This is a genomic window from Pseudoalteromonas sp. S1612 (genome assembly GCF_005887175.1).
Taxonomy (GTDB): domain Bacteria; phylum Pseudomonadota; class Gammaproteobacteria; order Enterobacterales; family Alteromonadaceae; genus Pseudoalteromonas; species Pseudoalteromonas undina.
In genome coordinates this window covers 22,369-37,649 of record NZ_PNDH01000023.1, presented here as the reverse complement: position 1 = coordinate 37,649, position 15,281 = coordinate 22,369, and the positions used below count along the sequence as shown (strand labels likewise).

The following is a 15,281-nucleotide window of genomic DNA, read 5'->3' as shown; positions in this document are numbered from 1 at the left end:
ACCTCGTTTAATAAAAAGCCCATCAATGATGGGCTTAATTACGTTTATTACGTTTTAAAACGTGGCCGTTAACGTCACGGCTGCTGTGCGTGGGGCGCCAATAAAGTAAGTGCTTCCATTACCTGTACCGCCCGCTAGGTAGCTTTCATCAGTAATGTTGTAAACCACAAAAGCAATATCAATTGCTTTGAAGGGGCCAGCATTAACTTCAGCTGCGTAGCCTGCATTTAAATCAACCACGGTATAGCTATCTACATCGCCACGCTCGCCAGTGTATTTAGCCGATAAACCAAAGCGGAAATCACCGCTGTAATAATCGGTTGAAAGCACAAATAAATCATCTACTGAATCAATTACTTTGCTTCCTGCTTCAAAGCCTGGCGCATCGCCTTTATATTCAGAGTTATTATTGGTGTATGAGCTATATACATTCCACTGTGGGCTCAACATATAACTTGCTGATAGCTCTAAACCTTTCGATTCAATACCGCCCACATTTAGGTACGAGCCGTTAGTACCTATGGTGTAATCAATACCACCGGTGTCGCTGCCTGGCGCTATAAAGGTAATACGGTTATCAAATTCAATTGAGTAAGCCGTTGCCGTTAATTTAAGTGCGTTATTGTCATAACGCACCCCTAAATCAATATTTTCTGCGGTTTCTGGCTCAATAGCTGATAAGTCAGAGCTGTCGCGCTCAAGCACACCATCTTTAATGGCGGCAAAGTTTTCGCTGTAGCTGGTAAATAATTCAGTGTTACTGTTTAACTGATATAAAATACCGCCACTAAATAGAAGGTCTGAATCACTGTTTACTTTAGCTGTGGTGGCGTTTTGATAATGGTCATACTTTTCTATGTTTACTAAGTACTTTTTAACCCCTAGGTTAAGAGTTAAGTCGTCAAATGACATTGAGTCTTGGGCGTACCATTTGAGCGTATCGGTCTCAAAGGTGTTTTTATATTGCGTCCAATAAGGGGTGTTATCAAAGTGATGATAAATGCGCGCATCTATAACTTTATGCCAATCTCGTGACTCATCACGGTCGCTTTGCTCATACCAAAAACCGGCTTCAATATCGTGCATGCCAATGCTTGCTTGATAATTAGCAGTTACCCCTAAACGATCTTTATTATAATGTGTATGACGATAAGACATAACAGGCGTGGCATCAGCGTCGTAACATGCAGGATTGAGCTCAGGGCCTGACTCCCACGGCCAATTTAAGCTAGCCGTGCAACCTGCGTTGGGAGCAAGTGGGTTGCCATTACTATCTGTAAAGCCATAAGAGCCTGCGTTTGTACCACCTTCCGTGGTTGGGTTACCATTTTCATCTACAGGGGACGTTAAATAAGGAGGGATCCAATCACCTCGGCCTGAGTTTTTATGATAATAAGGGCTAATGGTTAACAATGAGGTGGGTGAAATCGCGTATTCAAACTTTAAATACCCTAGAGTGTTTTCACGCAGCGTGCCCCAACCTTCTGCAAACATTTGGTCAAAGTGCGGAACGCCTGTCCAGTTCCATGTTAGTTGATCCCAATCTGGAGTTTGTTCAAATTGTGCCAAGCTCACGCTATTGTAATTCGTCTCGCTTACATCATCGTAAGATAAACGCCCTGTTATAGTTAACTCATCAAGGGTGGTGACAAATTTCGCTTCAGCATGTTGGTTATCTTTCCCGCCATTGCTGCCCGAGCCAATCCAGCGGCTAGTATCGGTTTGCGAATAACTCACATACGCTTGAGTATTATCAAAAATGGTGCCAGTTTCGTGTTTAACGTAATAGCGACTTGCGTCATGGCTGCCTGAGGTATATGCAAAAGTGGTGCTTTTTTCAAAGCTAGGCGCTTTACTTACAAAGTTAAAAGTACCACCTAGCGCCTCTAACGAGGCTGATTTAATATCTGAAGTGCCCTGACCTACTTCCACGGTGACAAGATTTTCGCTATCTAGGTAACGATTCGCTTTAGCACCACCGCCATAATTTGAACCGCCATTAGGAATACCGTCTACCGTCATACCTAATTGCTGCTGGTTTGAGTCGATACTAAAACCACGCATGGTAATAGTGGTTGACCAATCGTCGCCGCCAAATGCGTCGCCTTCGTTTATGCTAATGCCAGGTAAGTTATCTATTACTGATAACACACTCGATACCGAGCTTTGTTGCTCAAGCATGGCAGGTTCAATAACGTTGTTTGCATAACTGGTTGGTTTTGCAGTAACGGTTACTTCTTCTATCACGTTATCGTTAGCATAAGCTGAAGTTGATACCGCCATGGCCACAGCCATGCTCAAAATCGATTTATTTTTTAAAGCGTACATTGTTGTCCCGTTTGATTCTAATTATAAAAGGTAATTATGAAAGCGGGCACAGTCTATTTTTTAAATATGACAACGAGGGGGAACTTTATTGACAGCAAGATTAAACAATTATGAGTATATTATGGCAAATAAATGTATAAAAAAAGACACTCACAGTTGTCCATGAGTGTCTTATTGTTTTTACTAAATTAGCTGCTATTTCAATTCAGCTAGCATGTCATCACTGTAAGCTGTGACTTCTTCGCCGTTTTTAATTTTGCTAATGTAATCTGGGTTAGCAATAAGCGGGCGACCAATAGCAATTAAATCAAATTTATTGTCGTTAACCGCTTCCTTGGCAGTTTCAAAACTATAACTACCTACACCCACTAAGGTACTGGCATAACCAGCTCGTAAAAATTCAGAGGTTGATTTACCTTCTAGTGAATCAAAACGCATGCTGTCGTCAAAAATACCGCCGTGTAAATAAGCTAACTTGCGGTTTTCAAGCTCTGGTAATAAGTAGTCAAATACTGCTTTATCGCGATTGTCTTCGCTCATATTAAAATAAGCACCTGGCGTTAAACGCATAGCGGTACGCTCATTGCCCACAACATCAATAACTGCATCGGTTACTTCCAGTGCAAAACGAGACATGTTTTCTGGTGTTTGCCCGTACTCGTCATCACGTTCATTTGCCGCATAATGTAAAAATTGGTCAATTAAATAACCATTAGCACCATGAATTTCTACGCCGTCAAAACCCGCTTCCATCGCATTTTCTGCGGCTTTAGCGTAGTCAGCCACTAAGCCTTTAATGTCGTCTGTAGTTACAGGCTTTGGCGTAACATAAGTGAGCTCGCGCATACGCGGTACTGAACCTTCAACCCCTATTGCCGATGGCGCCAAAACATCACCACCAAAAAAGTGTGGGTGAGCTACACGGCCAACATGCCATAGTTGTGCAAACATTTTTCCGCCATTAGCATGTACTGCGTCAGTGACTTTTTTCCAACCTTGAATTTGTTCACTAGTGAAAAGCCCAGGTGTATTTGGATAACCTTGAGCATCAGCACGGATAATAATGGCTTCACTAATAATTAAGCCTACATCAGCACGACGAGCGTAGTAATCAACCATGGCTTGTGTGGGTACTAAATTGTCATCTGCCATACAGCGGGTCAATGGTGCCATAAGTACGCGGTTTTGCAGTTCAATGCTGTTATTTAATTTAAAAGGTGAAAGTAAGTCAATCGACATAATATTTATCCTTTGTTGAATGTACATTCAAGATAAGGTCACTTGAATGAATATTCAAGTATAATTTTGAAACTTTGTTTAAGATTGCGTAAACTCCACCTAGGCCTAAGAAAAATAAATTTATTCATTACTACTCTCTCCACTAAAAGAGTCATTATGAGAACTGCAGAATTTGATAAAGAGTTTGTACTGCGCCAAGCTATGGCCATGTTTATGCTTCATGGCTATGCAAAAACCAGTATGCAAAAACTGACTCAAGCCACCCATTTACATCCGGGTTCTTTGTATGGGGCATTTGGTAATAAAAAAGGCATTTTTTTAGCCGCTACGGAGCAATACCAAACCGATCGCAATACACAATTTACAGCGCTGTTTGAGCACAGTAATTGTATTTTAGATACGCTGAAACAATACCTTAATATCATTGTGCAAGAATGTATTGACGGCGAAGCAACTAAAGTGTGCTTGCTTACAAAAAGCATTAGCGAGGTAGAGGGTAACGATCCACAAATTTGCCACGTATTACGTACTAATTTAACGGCGTACGAGCATGCCTTTGCGCAGCAATTACAAAAAGCGATAGATAACAAAGAAATTACCAATGGACGAAGTGCCATAGAGCTAGCACGATTTTGTGTTATGGGTATTTATGGATTGCGCACTTATGCATTAACAAATCAAGACCCCGACGCACTAAACCAACTAGCCGACGAGCTGCTTGCAGCCATTAGCTAAACTTAATTTTAAAGCGCAGTATGTCGCTGCCTTTTGTATTCCCCCCACAGTGAGAGAGAGCCAAAAATGACCACTGACAATTTATCAAAGCAAGACGACGTAATTTTAGGCCTTGGCGCAAAAAAACGACTCGCATACATGTACGAAACTGTGCAACAGTTTAAGCAAGTGTGGATTTTAAACGATGACGACGGCTGCGTAATGCTCACTAACGAAGACGACGATTGCGTACCCGTATGGCCAACCCGTGATTTTGCACAAGCATGGGCAACCGGTGAATGGGAAGGATGTACACCTAAAGCAATTCCAACAGCAGATTGGTTTAGCCGCTGGACGCCAGGCCTTGAAGAAGACGACTTACTAGTTGCCGTGTTCCCTACCGAAGAAGACGACGGCACAATTTTATTTCCTGATGAATTTCAAGCGCAGCTCAATGCTAAACCAAAAAAATATTAAACTGCCCATAAAGCCATTTTGACAAATGGCTTTTTAATTACCTTCTTGTTGTTAGCAATCCTTCAAATATAAACCATCACTAAAAGCAGTCATACAATAGCCAAACTAAATAAATTATTAACCCTTTAATTAATCATTAACTATATTTTTATAATAACAGCTCACCGTTTAGTGATTAAAGTTAGTAACTAAAAAGCAAAAATACGCTAAAGCGGTCATAACTATAATTATTCTGTTAAAAATGCAGTACAATTTTTACCGGTCACTAACTTAGGTATTACATGCGGTACACTTTCAATTTTATATGTTGTTTACTATTTCAAACCATTAGTTTTAATGCTTTTGCTGTAGCATTAAATCAAAATGACAGCTTACAACTAAAGTCTGCTATGTGGCATCAAGTAGATTTAGCTAAACCAACCCAAGGTGAGCAACTCGTTAATGCCTATCACAATGTAAGTACTCCCGTCACTTCGCTGTATAGTGCCCATGGCAGTGCAATAGCAAAAATTAGTTTAACCACAACGAGCGCAGGACGCTGGTATATAATCCCCCAAATTAATTATTTAGATAGTGGCGTTGCTTTTTATCAAGATACTAGTGGGATCAGAAAAATCGCTGATTTTTCACAAAATAGCGTCACTCAATCAGCCATTGTAATGCACAGCCAAGCTTTTGAGTTACAGCTAGAAGCTAATTCACACGGTGTTTTATGGCTTTATATTAATGCTAAGTACTTTGCTAAACCTGTTAGCATTAACGTTATACCTCAATCTGCTTTTGTTAAACTTCAGTTTTATATCAATTCATTAAGCTTAGTGTCTATTACGATAATGCTGACCTTGGCCTGCATGGCCTTAATAATGTTCTTTAAAACACAACATCGCGTGGCGTTATTTTGTGCAGGTTACATAGGGTTACACGGCATTGGCTGGGCATTCGCGGCGGGGATAGTTGCGTTACTTTTTAATTACCACGCAATTAACACCCATTACTTTGGCATGTATATTTTTGCCTTCGCTATTGCTTGTGCCAGCTCATTTGCATATTACTTATTTAACTTTGACCAACATACCCGCACTGGTATTAGCCGATTTTTAAAATACTTCTCCATAACCGCACTTGCCTGTGGTTTTTTAAACCTCTTTTTACCCTTTCATTGGGTGTTTTATTTAGCTCATTTCCTTGCTGCCATTTGGGTGTATTTAAGCTTAAAACTGGGCTTTACAATGCTGGGGATGAAAGACTTTAGAGCGAAATATTTTTTAACTGGCAACCTTGTTTATAGCTTGTCCTTAGTTATTTTTATTTTATCGCACCTAAATTTAATAGAAATAAGTTCACCTGAATTATGGGTGCTTATTGCTCTGGCCATTGATTGTATCTGTATTTTACTTTCTTTATCTGAATGGCTAAAAATAAAGCAAAATAATTTTATAAAAGCGCTAGAGTTATCACGCATAGACCCACTCACCAAAGTAGGAAACCGGCTGCAATTACAAGAAGCACTTGATAACTTAGATAATTTTTATCTCATTGTGTTTATAGATTGCGACAATATTAAAAGCGTTAACGATCACCTAGGTCATGCTCACGGTGACAAGCTACTCATTGAGGTTACGCGGTTAATACAAAATGCGTTAGCCGACAAAGGCGAGGTATGCAGAACCGGCGGTGATGAGTTTATTTGTGTGTGTAACGTCAAATCAGCACAACAGCTCGCCCAACTCATCCTGAGCATAAACGAGTCATTAAACTATATTCATCAACAAGTTCAAAAACATTGGCCGTTATCAGGCGTGAGCTATGGCTTAGCAAGTAGTGAGGAATGTAATGACTACAAAGCCTGCTTAACTTTAGCCGACCAACGAATGTATACATTAAAACATCAGCGTAAAAACAAACGCCAAGTACAAAGCCAACACGCTTAACTTTATTACAGGCACAAAAAAGGACGTCCTGAGACGTCCTAATATAGAATAATGGTGGGAGAGAGGGATTCATACAAAACCAATAAGCCACTGATTAAAAACAACAATATCTTTATAGATAAAATCAAGGAATACTAATAGGTATACTAAAAGATGTTTATCACTAAGAATTATCTTGACTGGTAGTGTTTAACTTGTTCTTCTCCTCCCGCGCGTCTAATAATCTAGTAATTTTAACATCTATAGATGATAAGCCTTTCCTTATAGCTTTAATCTCAGCGCTATTATCAAAAGTTCTCTGGTTAAGTTTGTAAGGCTCTTGCATTTTTGTATCTTCAGATATCAACTTAGGGTTTTTTCTAGCGTAGTTTATTAATTTTTCAATATATTTAGATTGTGATAGATCATCAGCATCGCTTAAAGCCTTTAGTCTGTCACGGGCTGATTTAGACACTTCTAGCTGAAGTTTAAAGATTTTATTACAGGTATTCTTTAAACCTCTTTCATGGCTTTTCCATGCTTTATAGAGCTTATCAAGATTAACTTTTTGACTATCTTGATTATCACTAATACGTTTTATTTCATCTCTAATGAAACTATCTAATGTGGAATCTGGGTATTTAAAATAATTATTATAATTTTCAAAGTGACATGCTAACCAGTTACGCAAGTCTTCGTTATCTTCCTTGACCCAAGTCAAAATTTTCTTGCTATCAATCCAATCTGTCATTAGTTCTTCCTTGTGTTTTCGTATTTGTAGGTTTCATCCAAGACAATAATTTAATACCTATTAGTTAGCAAATATTTCTTTGACTTTTTACATCTAATTAAACTCTAACTTAAATACTAATAAGAATTTTAATTATAACTTTAATTAGTGACTTATTTAACTCTAAATAAACACTAAGTTAGATGCTAATTAATTTAACGGTATAACACCCTGTTATTGTGTTTAAGTCGCTATTCTGCTCTACTAGTTAGTATAAGTACTCTATACAGAACCAATTAAATGAATAAGTTTTTCACTTCAACAGGTAGTCTATCAGCGCATTCAAAGTGGATCTTAATTCGCTTAATTACAGAGAAAATGATTGGAGACGAATTATCTAAATCTGATCTCATAGGGTTAGGATGCACACACAATAAATTTAAAAAAGTAATAGATGAGCTACAAGAAATTAATGCAATTTTAAAGCACAAAACTGAACATTCTAAAAAAGGACGACCTGCTGAGTCATACATTTTTATTTACGATGAACACACAGAAATGACTAAATCATTACCCAGCAAAGAGCTTGTAAGAATAAAGAACAAAAAGTTAAAGGATGAAGAATTAAGAGTGCCTGTAAAAATAGTATGGTGCTTCTTTGTATTAAACCAAGATGAGTTTGGATATGTTGTTAATTTTACACTATCTAACATTGCTAAAGCGTGCCGGTTAAAAGATGCTGAGGTTAAAACTGCTATCTCTCAATTAATTGACCTTAAACTCATTCAAAAAGCCATAAAAGGGTGTACTTTAAAAAAAGTTGAAGTCAAGAATAAAAGAAACGTTGTTGAAACTGAAGATAACAACTTTAAGCGTTCGTCTTGCTTTAAAATAATAGGAAATAATCATAACAAATTCATATACCTGTTCACCTTTCCCTCACTGACTAATTTAGAATCACATGCCAATCGTAAAAAAATATATAACCTCTCTGGGGCACTGATAGATTTTTTCTTTTCTGAAAAAAAACGTGAAAATGTTTTTTTAGGATTATTAAGATTTGAAGTAGATTCACTTGAACATGACTCTAATTTTTTGTGTCAGCAGCCTAAGGAAGTTTTCAGCTACTTTGATGGAGTCCTTCTTAAGTTAGTTTCTATGGGGCTATCATATTTACTAAATGGTGGAACTAACATTAAACCTGTTAGCCAAAAAGATGCTTTTAGTCATATTTTTAGCCCTGCAGACTATGAAGTAAGCGCCGCTAATTTAGGCCATGGAACTTCGTACCTGATTAGAAATCTAGCTAATATATATATTCATTACATTTTATATTCTATAGTTCATTCGTTAAAAGACACTCCAAAAGTTGGTGAGGACATAGAGAAATACCTTAGCTCCATACACTCACTCAAGAAAAAAGATAACTGTATAAATGCCTTCATAGAAAACACTCATTCGAAGGTAGAGTTTAATGATGTCACATCAATTTACAACTTAATCTTATTTACCAATCTAGACCTCTGTGAAAAAGTTAAAAGTAATGATGGAACAGTGACGTTTATGGATTCAAAAAGCCAACTGAAAAATGGTAATTACAATATATTTCATATTGATCCAAAAGTATTTGAAGCATTTTACAAAGACACTTTAACTTCAGAGCAGAATTAATTGAGAATAACGCTCGTATGTATGGTGCTAAAAAAATGTCCCATTGATACGTGATTACTTTTTCCGAGCCCAATCCTCGGTTTGGTAATATTTATTAGAGTTACTAGTAACGAATCTATTATCAAAAACAAATACAAATTAAAAAACTACGACTCATACACCTGATATGAACTAATACATACCAGGAGAAAGAGTATGAACAACCCAGCACAGTATCCACTAACAACCAACCCTACACACAAGCAATATCAAACACTCGCTAGAGGCGATCAGCCTTTAGTTATGCCCTACTTAGATGCTATTGAGAAAGTCATGCTTGCTGCATGTAGTGAACATAAAAGAACGTTTGCAGTCAGGATTGATTTAAGGCTACCTACACATTCAAATACGATTAATCTAAATAGCAACAAAGTGTGCACTCGGTTTATTGCCTCTCTTGAGGCGCAAATCAAAGCCAATACAAAACGTAAAACCCGTGAAGGTAAAACGCCACATCCATGCAATATTAGGTATATTTGGGCTAGGGAGCAGAACACTGCTCACCACCAGCATTATCATTGTGTGCTGTTTTTTAATAAGGATAGATATCACTGTACGGGTAAAATAAATGCAGAAAGTGATAACTTGTTTACTCGAATAGTTAAAGCATGGGCAAGCGCGCTAAGCTTACCGTTAGATGAAACGATGAAATTAGTTCATTTACCTCAAAATGCACATTACTACCTGGATACTAATAGCCCTAGTTTTACTCAAGGTTTTAATACTCTTTATAGCCGGTTGAGCTACTTCGCTAAACTAACGACTAAACAATATGGTTTAGGGCAGCGTTGTTTTGGTTATAGTCAGAGGTAATATTTTAATTAATACCTGTGCTTCTCATAACTTGTTTTAACGAGGTTTTGAGACCTTCAACTAGCTAAATAAGATTAAACCCTTAGTGTATAAGGGATGGCAAGTTCCCAAAATAGCATTACGAGAAGCGCTATTTACACTACAAAAGCAAAAAAAGAACGCACTGCAAAAATGCGTTCTTTGTTTACTTCTAATCAAATAAACTCGCTACTCCAGCTAATAAGCCACCAGCAACAGCTAAAGGCACGGTAACTGGAGCAGACGCCACGCCTAGGCCAACGACAACTGCACCGGATACTGTAGCGCCTGCTACAGCACCAGAGCTCACAGCAATGGCTGTTCTACTGAGTGACGGCTCAGAACTACCGGTTATTTGTTTAGATACTTCATTTCCTACTACACCGCATGTAACGGCTTTTTCTAACGACATAATAAACTTACTCCTATCATATGTAATAAATTTATAGCTCTAACTCTTCAAAGTCTTTATCAATTTCCTCCTGGGTTATGCCAATATAACGCAGTGTTGTTGCTTCGGAGCTATGGCGAAGCATTTTCATTACACGGGCGATATCTTGGGTTTTATGATAGAGGTGATAACCTCGCGTTTTTCGCATTGAGTGAGTGCCTAACTTTAAATTAAGCTCTTCACCCACCAACGCAAATGCTCTTGTTACAGCCCTGCGTGATAAAGGCCGTGGTATTGAACTTTTAGCTTGTTGATTTCGATACGATTGAAACAAGTAAACATGATTTGGGTGAGTAATACGTACTTCGTGGATAAACGCCAAAGCTTTTTGATTTAACTTAATTTCTGCAAGCTTGCCTGTTTTACTTTCAAATATAAGTAACCTGTCGTTTTGAATATCTGTAAATTTAACAGACAATAAATCAGATATACGCAATGCCAAGTTCAAACCTATATTCCAAATATCACTCATTTGCTTTGAGCATCGTTTTTCGAGCAAGTAGCTAATTAATTTAACCGTATCAAGGTCCTTAATCGCCTGCACTTCAGCCATAAAAACCTTCCTTTATTCAGTAGTAACCGTAACCTGATAGCAACCGGTATTAAAATAATCAACAAAGTTTGTAATGAACAAAGCTAATAACTCTTTACCTTCCCTAGCATTCAACCAACCAGTCAAAAAGTGATAGACCTGCTTAATGCTAAAACAAACGTCTATTTCTTTTATTAGTTCTGGCTCAAATCGCCCCTGATATGAAAAGTCGGTAATATAAACAAGCTGCCAGCTGGTGGCCTGTTTTTCCAGCCGAACCTCCACAGGATGAAAACCTCCAACTTCAGGACTGTAGTCTGGATCTCTAAAGTTGATTATTATCGCCTTAGCTACCCCTACAGAATCCCTTCCCTCTGTAATTGCGTTTACAATCACATCAATAAATGACTCAGGTACATTCAAACCTGCTACTTGTTCTATTTTAATAGCCATAACTTACTTCCTTTAAATTAAGCCATGTTCAGCAAATGAATAACTGGTTTCACCAATGATGATGTGATCAAGTATTGAAACGTCAATAAGGTTAAGTGCTTGTTGTAATTTGGTAGTAATAAGCTTGTCGGCCTGTGAAGGCGTACTGACGCCTGAAGGATGATTGTGCGCAAGTATTACAGATGCTGCATTTAGCGCTAATACTTCTTTAACCACCTCTCGTGGGTATACGCTTGCAGCGTTAATAGTCCCCCTAAATAACTCTTTGTATTCGAGTATACGGTTTTGGCTATCCAAGAACAGGACTGCAAATACCTCATGCTCTATTAACGTCAGCTTATGCCTTAAAAACTCTTCACTGTCTTTCGGACATGTTAAAGCCCCATGCCTAAATTGCTTTTGAGCGATTATGTAAGCAGCAGCTTCAAGTATTTGTTCATCACTTACTGGGTGATCAAATTCGTATAGTGACTTGTTATTTTGCATTGTTATGCCCTCTTAATGGTTTATGCAAAATAGTGATGTATGTGTTTAACGTTTTTGTTTCGACTCAGTAAAAAATTACTACTCCCGGAAAGGATATGTACTACTAATCTAACCGGAGAAACCCCATGCGTTTAATCAAATTAAAAGAAGTTTTACATATCACAGGCTTAAGCCGCTCAACTGTTTACCGCTTTATGAGTGCTGGTGGGTTCCCCATGAAAGTTGAACTTGGTGGCAACTCTGTAGCCTGGGTAGAAAGTGAAGTTGAAGAATGGATAAGTGAAAAAATAGGGAAAAGGGACACTATAAATACAGCAGCTTAAAATGCTACCCCATATCGGGGTAGCTTTAATAAAGCCTACTGGCTTAATGCATAGCAAAGTCTAAAGCCGGTTTTAACACCTTTGTACTTGCCAGTTGAATCTCGCGGACCAGATGCCCTTAATACATGAGCATCGCCATAAAAAGAGGTTAAACTTGCTGAACGAATACTTACACCTTCCAACAGCCATTCTGCAAAAAAGTTCGAGTCTATAAACTTTAGCCCGTTTTTTTCAAAGCAAGTTAAATTGTCAGGAAAACGCAGTGTTAATGCATCAAAGTCACTCTCACTCATATAAGGTGGATGATTTGGGTATTGCTTGCCGTTGGGTGTATAAAAGGTCATAAAGCCACCGCTTTTAAAGCTAGCATTTACCCCTAAGTCGTTATCCCTAACAGCTAAGTACTCGTCGTATGCTAGTAACCTTAGTGGAACGTTTGTTTCTTTTTCTGCCCAGTTTATATATGCTAAAACATCATAAAAGGTACATGTTGCGGCTAGCTTTTGATCCGTTTCACTATTTAATGGGGGTAACGAATCGCCCTTTCTGGTAGCAAAGTACTCATGGTTTTTATGTAAAAAATCATTTAGTTCATCTATGGTAATCAGCTCTGAAACCATTAACTCTTTATTTGCTAGCCTAACTTTTTTAAAGCCATATAAGTGCTTATTAGAACTGCGGCTTTCGATAATATAATCACCAGAAGCTTCATAATAATTCTGAAGTATTACAGGTTGTCCAGGGTAATTTTTCGTTAAACCACCATTAGCATAGTAATGTCGCTCTGCTAAGTGACTATCTAATTCACGATTACCTTTATACGCGAAGTATTCCCAACGCTTAAAACGATAGTCTTCAATAAAGCTTGGTATATCAGCTCGCTTTAGGTAATCACCGTATATTTGATGCGTGAAAACTTTATCTCTTTGGTTTTTAATTACAAAGTCATAGTTGCCACCATTGTCAGAAAGGAAAATGATATTTTCGTTGTAAGGTATTACATTAACCCATCCACAATCACTAGCCTGAAGCCACTCATTTAATGCATTTGAAAAAAACTCCATTTGTTTTTTTATTGATTCAATTTCAGATTGAAGCGTTCCCTCTTCAAAATAAACTTCTACCTCTGAATCAGGGCCATAACAATACGTATCACAAAGATTGTCCCCGAGTAAGTTATAACAACTGGATACAGTATTATGATTCTTAACTAATATTAGTTCTGCAGCAGTAGTTACTATTTCTTTGTGTTTAACTGCAGTTGGAGTAGCGTCTTGAGCTTTACCATTAGTGATAAAGTCTATGAAACTTGGTAGGCTTGTTTTATCCACTACTCTAAAGGCTATTTTTGCTGATAAACCTTGGGATAAAAGCTGCTGTTGACGCTCATTTAATTGGGTTATGTCATAGCCATCACGAAAAGCCTTTAAATGAATATCGTTGGTAATTATACTTTCCCAATCACTATCAATCTCAAGTGCGTTATTTAGCTCTATCATATCCCAAGCTAGAACGCCTGAAAAATCAAAGTCGTGCCCAGTAAATAACTTACTCGGCATAGGCCCTTTTGAGTAAAACAGCCTTTCAGATACTTGCTGGTGGGTAAATTGTGTGTAGCTTAGTTGCATTCCACGGTGTTTATGCTCAAGTAAATTAACTCGTTTATGCAAGTTATGCTTTACCATAAATGGCTTAAGCTTTTCTTCAAACCCATTTGCGTAGTTGGCAACCCCCCCTTAATACCGAGGCTTTTAGCTAGTATATTAAGCCTTGTAGTGGAAGATATTTTTTCTCTGTCTTTAATAATTTTTTTAGCTGAGTATTTTAAGTTCTCTGGTGTTAAACCAGTTACAGGCAGTATATGAAATTTTTCTAGAGGGATGTATGTAGTTGGAACTGAGGTATTGTTTTTCATTCTATAACCTTAAAGAACAGTTAAAGCCCCGTTGTATATTTTAAACGGCGTACTTCTGGCTACTAAGTCCAAGAATGAAGTGTATATCGTAGGTGTGATGAAAAACGATTCGAGTGCTTTGTTTTGTAAGAAGTACATTACAAACCGCAGGTAAACCTCTGCCCTAGAATGCAATTTAATTGCAAATACTTTTAATGTCAAATATTTATTGTAGTAATTTAAGAAACAAACCACATCAACTCATTTTGATTGCATCTTTAACTTTGCCTGATATAGTTACTATAAAATAATTACTTAAAATATTTATGACTAATATCGCATTGGATGCACTCACACATGCGCAGAGGGAACGCCTAGCGTTCATAGACTTTAATCTGCAGTACTTTGGCCAAGTTGCAAGAGCTGATTTAATTCAACGCTTTCAAACTGGCCTTGCCGCGTGTACCCGTGATTTAGCATCCTATAAAGAACTTGCACCTCAAAACCTAGTATTAAGTCATACAACTAAAAGCTACCACAGGCTAGAAAGCTTTATGCCTCTTTTCGAACATAACGCTGAGAGTATGCTCAGCGCTTTATGCCGTGGTTTTGGTGATGGCCTGTCTAGCGGCATTCAGCCAAGTGGCTACTGCCAAGATGCAACGCGTTTAATACACCCAAATAGTGAAATAATAGCTACTATAATGCGTGCTATAACTTCTAAAAAAGCAATTGAGTGCCAGTATACATCACTAACTTCAGGCACTACTTTAAAAGAATTAATCCCCCACTCTATTGTAAATAATGGCACACGGTGGCATGTACGTGCATTTGATAGATCAAAGCAAGAATTCAGAGATTTTGTTACTACACGTATTGAATGTCCAAAAATACAGCAACCTAATATAAAATCTTATGAATCAGCTGATAAAGACACCCTATGGCATACCATTTACGATATAATTTTAACCCCGCATCCACAGCTAAAATATCCAAAAGCAATAGAGCTTGATTACGCAATGGAAAACGGGCAATTAAAATTAGAAGTAAGAGCAGCTCTACTCGGTTATTTGCTTAGACAATGGAGCGTAGACTGTACCGAACAAGGCACATTAAACTGTAATACTTATCAGCTGCACTTAGGCAATAAATCACAACTTAATCTTAAAGATATTGAGATAGCTCCAGGCTATGAAAACTAAT

Annotated in this window: 16 protein-coding genes; 7 read left to right on the top strand and 9 right to left on the bottom strand. The window is 37.8% G+C overall.

The features are described from left to right. Window positions 1-54: 54 nt before the first annotated feature. Window positions 55-2,328: a TonB-dependent receptor domain-containing protein gene (locus CWB78_RS09595; RefSeq protein WP_138595248.1), complete on the bottom strand. Its 2,274-nt coding sequence runs from the start codon at window positions 2,326-2,328 to the stop codon at window positions 55-57. 195 nt (window positions 2,329-2,523) lie between these two features. Beyond that, window positions 2,524-3,567, bottom strand: a complete 1,044-nt coding sequence (locus CWB78_RS09590) for an alkene reductase (RefSeq protein ID WP_075169405.1) — start codon at window positions 3,565-3,567, stop codon at window positions 2,524-2,526. Window positions 3,568-3,723: 156 nt separating this feature from the next. Here CWB78_RS09590 and CWB78_RS09585 point away from each other — a divergent pair, with 156 nt between their 5' ends. The 3 genes from CWB78_RS09585 (at window position 3,724) to CWB78_RS09575 (ending at window position 6,689) form a co-directional block, all read left to right on the top strand. Continuing rightward, window positions 3,724-4,302: a TetR/AcrR family transcriptional regulator gene (locus CWB78_RS09585; RefSeq protein ID WP_008109773.1), complete on the top strand. Its 579-nt coding sequence runs from the start codon at window positions 3,724-3,726 to the stop codon at window positions 4,300-4,302. A gap of 66 nt (window positions 4,303-4,368) precedes the next feature. Beyond that, window positions 4,369-4,758 (top strand): DUF2750 domain-containing protein, encoded by a 390-nt coding sequence (locus CWB78_RS09580; protein ID WP_010389569.1) that lies wholly within the window; start codon window positions 4,369-4,371, stop codon window positions 4,756-4,758. A 281-nt stretch (window positions 4,759-5,039) separates the two neighbouring features. Then, window positions 5,040-6,689, top strand: a complete 1,650-nt coding sequence (locus CWB78_RS09575; protein WP_138595246.1) for a sensor domain-containing diguanylate cyclase — start codon at window positions 5,040-5,042, stop codon at window positions 6,687-6,689. 163 nt (window positions 6,690-6,852) lie between these two features. Here CWB78_RS09575 and CWB78_RS09570 read toward each other — a convergent pair whose 3' ends face one another. Next, the gene (locus tag CWB78_RS09570; protein WP_138595244.1) at window positions 6,853-7,419 is read right to left on the bottom strand and encodes a hypothetical protein; all 567 of its coding nucleotides are present in this window, start codon (window positions 7,417-7,419) and stop codon (window positions 6,853-6,855) included. A gap of 279 nt (window positions 7,420-7,698) precedes the next feature. Between CWB78_RS09570 and CWB78_RS09565 the strand changes: the two genes are divergently transcribed. Together CWB78_RS09565 and CWB78_RS09560 are read left to right on the top strand one after the other, a co-directional pair. Then, the gene (locus tag CWB78_RS09565; RefSeq protein ID WP_138595242.1) at window positions 7,699-9,069 is read left to right on the top strand and encodes a hypothetical protein; all 1,371 of its coding nucleotides are present in this window, start codon (window positions 7,699-7,701) and stop codon (window positions 9,067-9,069) included. A gap of 195 nt (window positions 9,070-9,264) precedes the next feature. Then, window positions 9,265-9,921: an inovirus Gp2 family protein gene (locus CWB78_RS09560; RefSeq protein ID WP_138595240.1), complete on the top strand. Its 657-nt coding sequence runs from the start codon at window positions 9,265-9,267 to the stop codon at window positions 9,919-9,921. A gap of 190 nt (window positions 9,922-10,111) precedes the next feature. Here CWB78_RS09560 and CWB78_RS09555 read toward each other — a convergent pair whose 3' ends face one another. The 4 genes from CWB78_RS09555 to radC are packed head-to-tail and all read right to left on the bottom strand — an operon-like array spanning window position 10,112 to window position 11,861. Beyond that, entirely contained in the window at window positions 10,112-10,351 is a 240-nt protein-coding gene (locus tag CWB78_RS09555) for a hypothetical protein (RefSeq protein ID WP_138595238.1), read from the bottom strand. Window positions 10,352-10,382: 31 nt separating this feature from the next. Further along, the gene (locus CWB78_RS09550) at window positions 10,383-10,943 is read right to left on the bottom strand and encodes a tyrosine-type recombinase/integrase (RefSeq protein ID WP_138595236.1); all 561 of its coding nucleotides are present in this window, start codon (window positions 10,941-10,943) and stop codon (window positions 10,383-10,385) included. A 12-nt stretch (window positions 10,944-10,955) separates the two neighbouring features. Further along, window positions 10,956-11,375 (bottom strand): DUF2787 family protein, encoded by a 420-nt coding sequence (locus tag CWB78_RS09545; RefSeq protein WP_138595234.1) that lies wholly within the window; start codon window positions 11,373-11,375, stop codon window positions 10,956-10,958. 12 nt (window positions 11,376-11,387) lie between these two features. Beyond that, a complete protein-coding gene (gene radC, locus CWB78_RS09540) occupies window positions 11,388-11,861 on the bottom strand; it encodes a RadC family protein (protein ID WP_138595232.1) in 474 nt (157 codons plus the stop codon). A 125-nt stretch (window positions 11,862-11,986) separates the two neighbouring features. Between radC and CWB78_RS09535 the strand changes: the two genes are divergently transcribed. Beyond that, entirely contained in the window at window positions 11,987-12,184 is a 198-nt protein-coding gene (locus CWB78_RS09535; protein ID WP_055015691.1) for a helix-turn-helix transcriptional regulator, read from the top strand. 35 nt (window positions 12,185-12,219) lie between these two features. Here the strand turns inward: CWB78_RS09535 and CWB78_RS09530 are convergent, their stop codons facing one another. Both CWB78_RS09530 and CWB78_RS18870 read right to left on the bottom strand, forming a co-directional pair. Next, complete coding sequence (locus CWB78_RS09530; protein WP_212750858.1) at window positions 12,220-13,869, bottom strand: hypothetical protein; 1,650 nt, start codon at window positions 13,867-13,869, stop codon at window positions 12,220-12,222. Next, complete coding sequence (locus CWB78_RS18870) at window positions 13,863-14,099, bottom strand: hypothetical protein (RefSeq protein ID WP_212750857.1); 237 nt, start codon at window positions 14,097-14,099, stop codon at window positions 13,863-13,865. The genes CWB78_RS09530 and CWB78_RS18870 overlap by 7 nt, the downstream gene beginning before the upstream one ends. Before the next feature lie 305 nt (window positions 14,100-14,404). Here CWB78_RS18870 and CWB78_RS09525 point away from each other — a divergent pair, with 305 nt between their 5' ends. After that, window positions 14,405-15,280, top strand: coding sequence for a BrxR family transcriptional regulator (locus CWB78_RS09525; RefSeq protein WP_138595230.1), 876 nt, complete (start codon window positions 14,405-14,407; stop codon window positions 15,278-15,280). Window position 15,281: the final 1 nt, after the last annotated feature.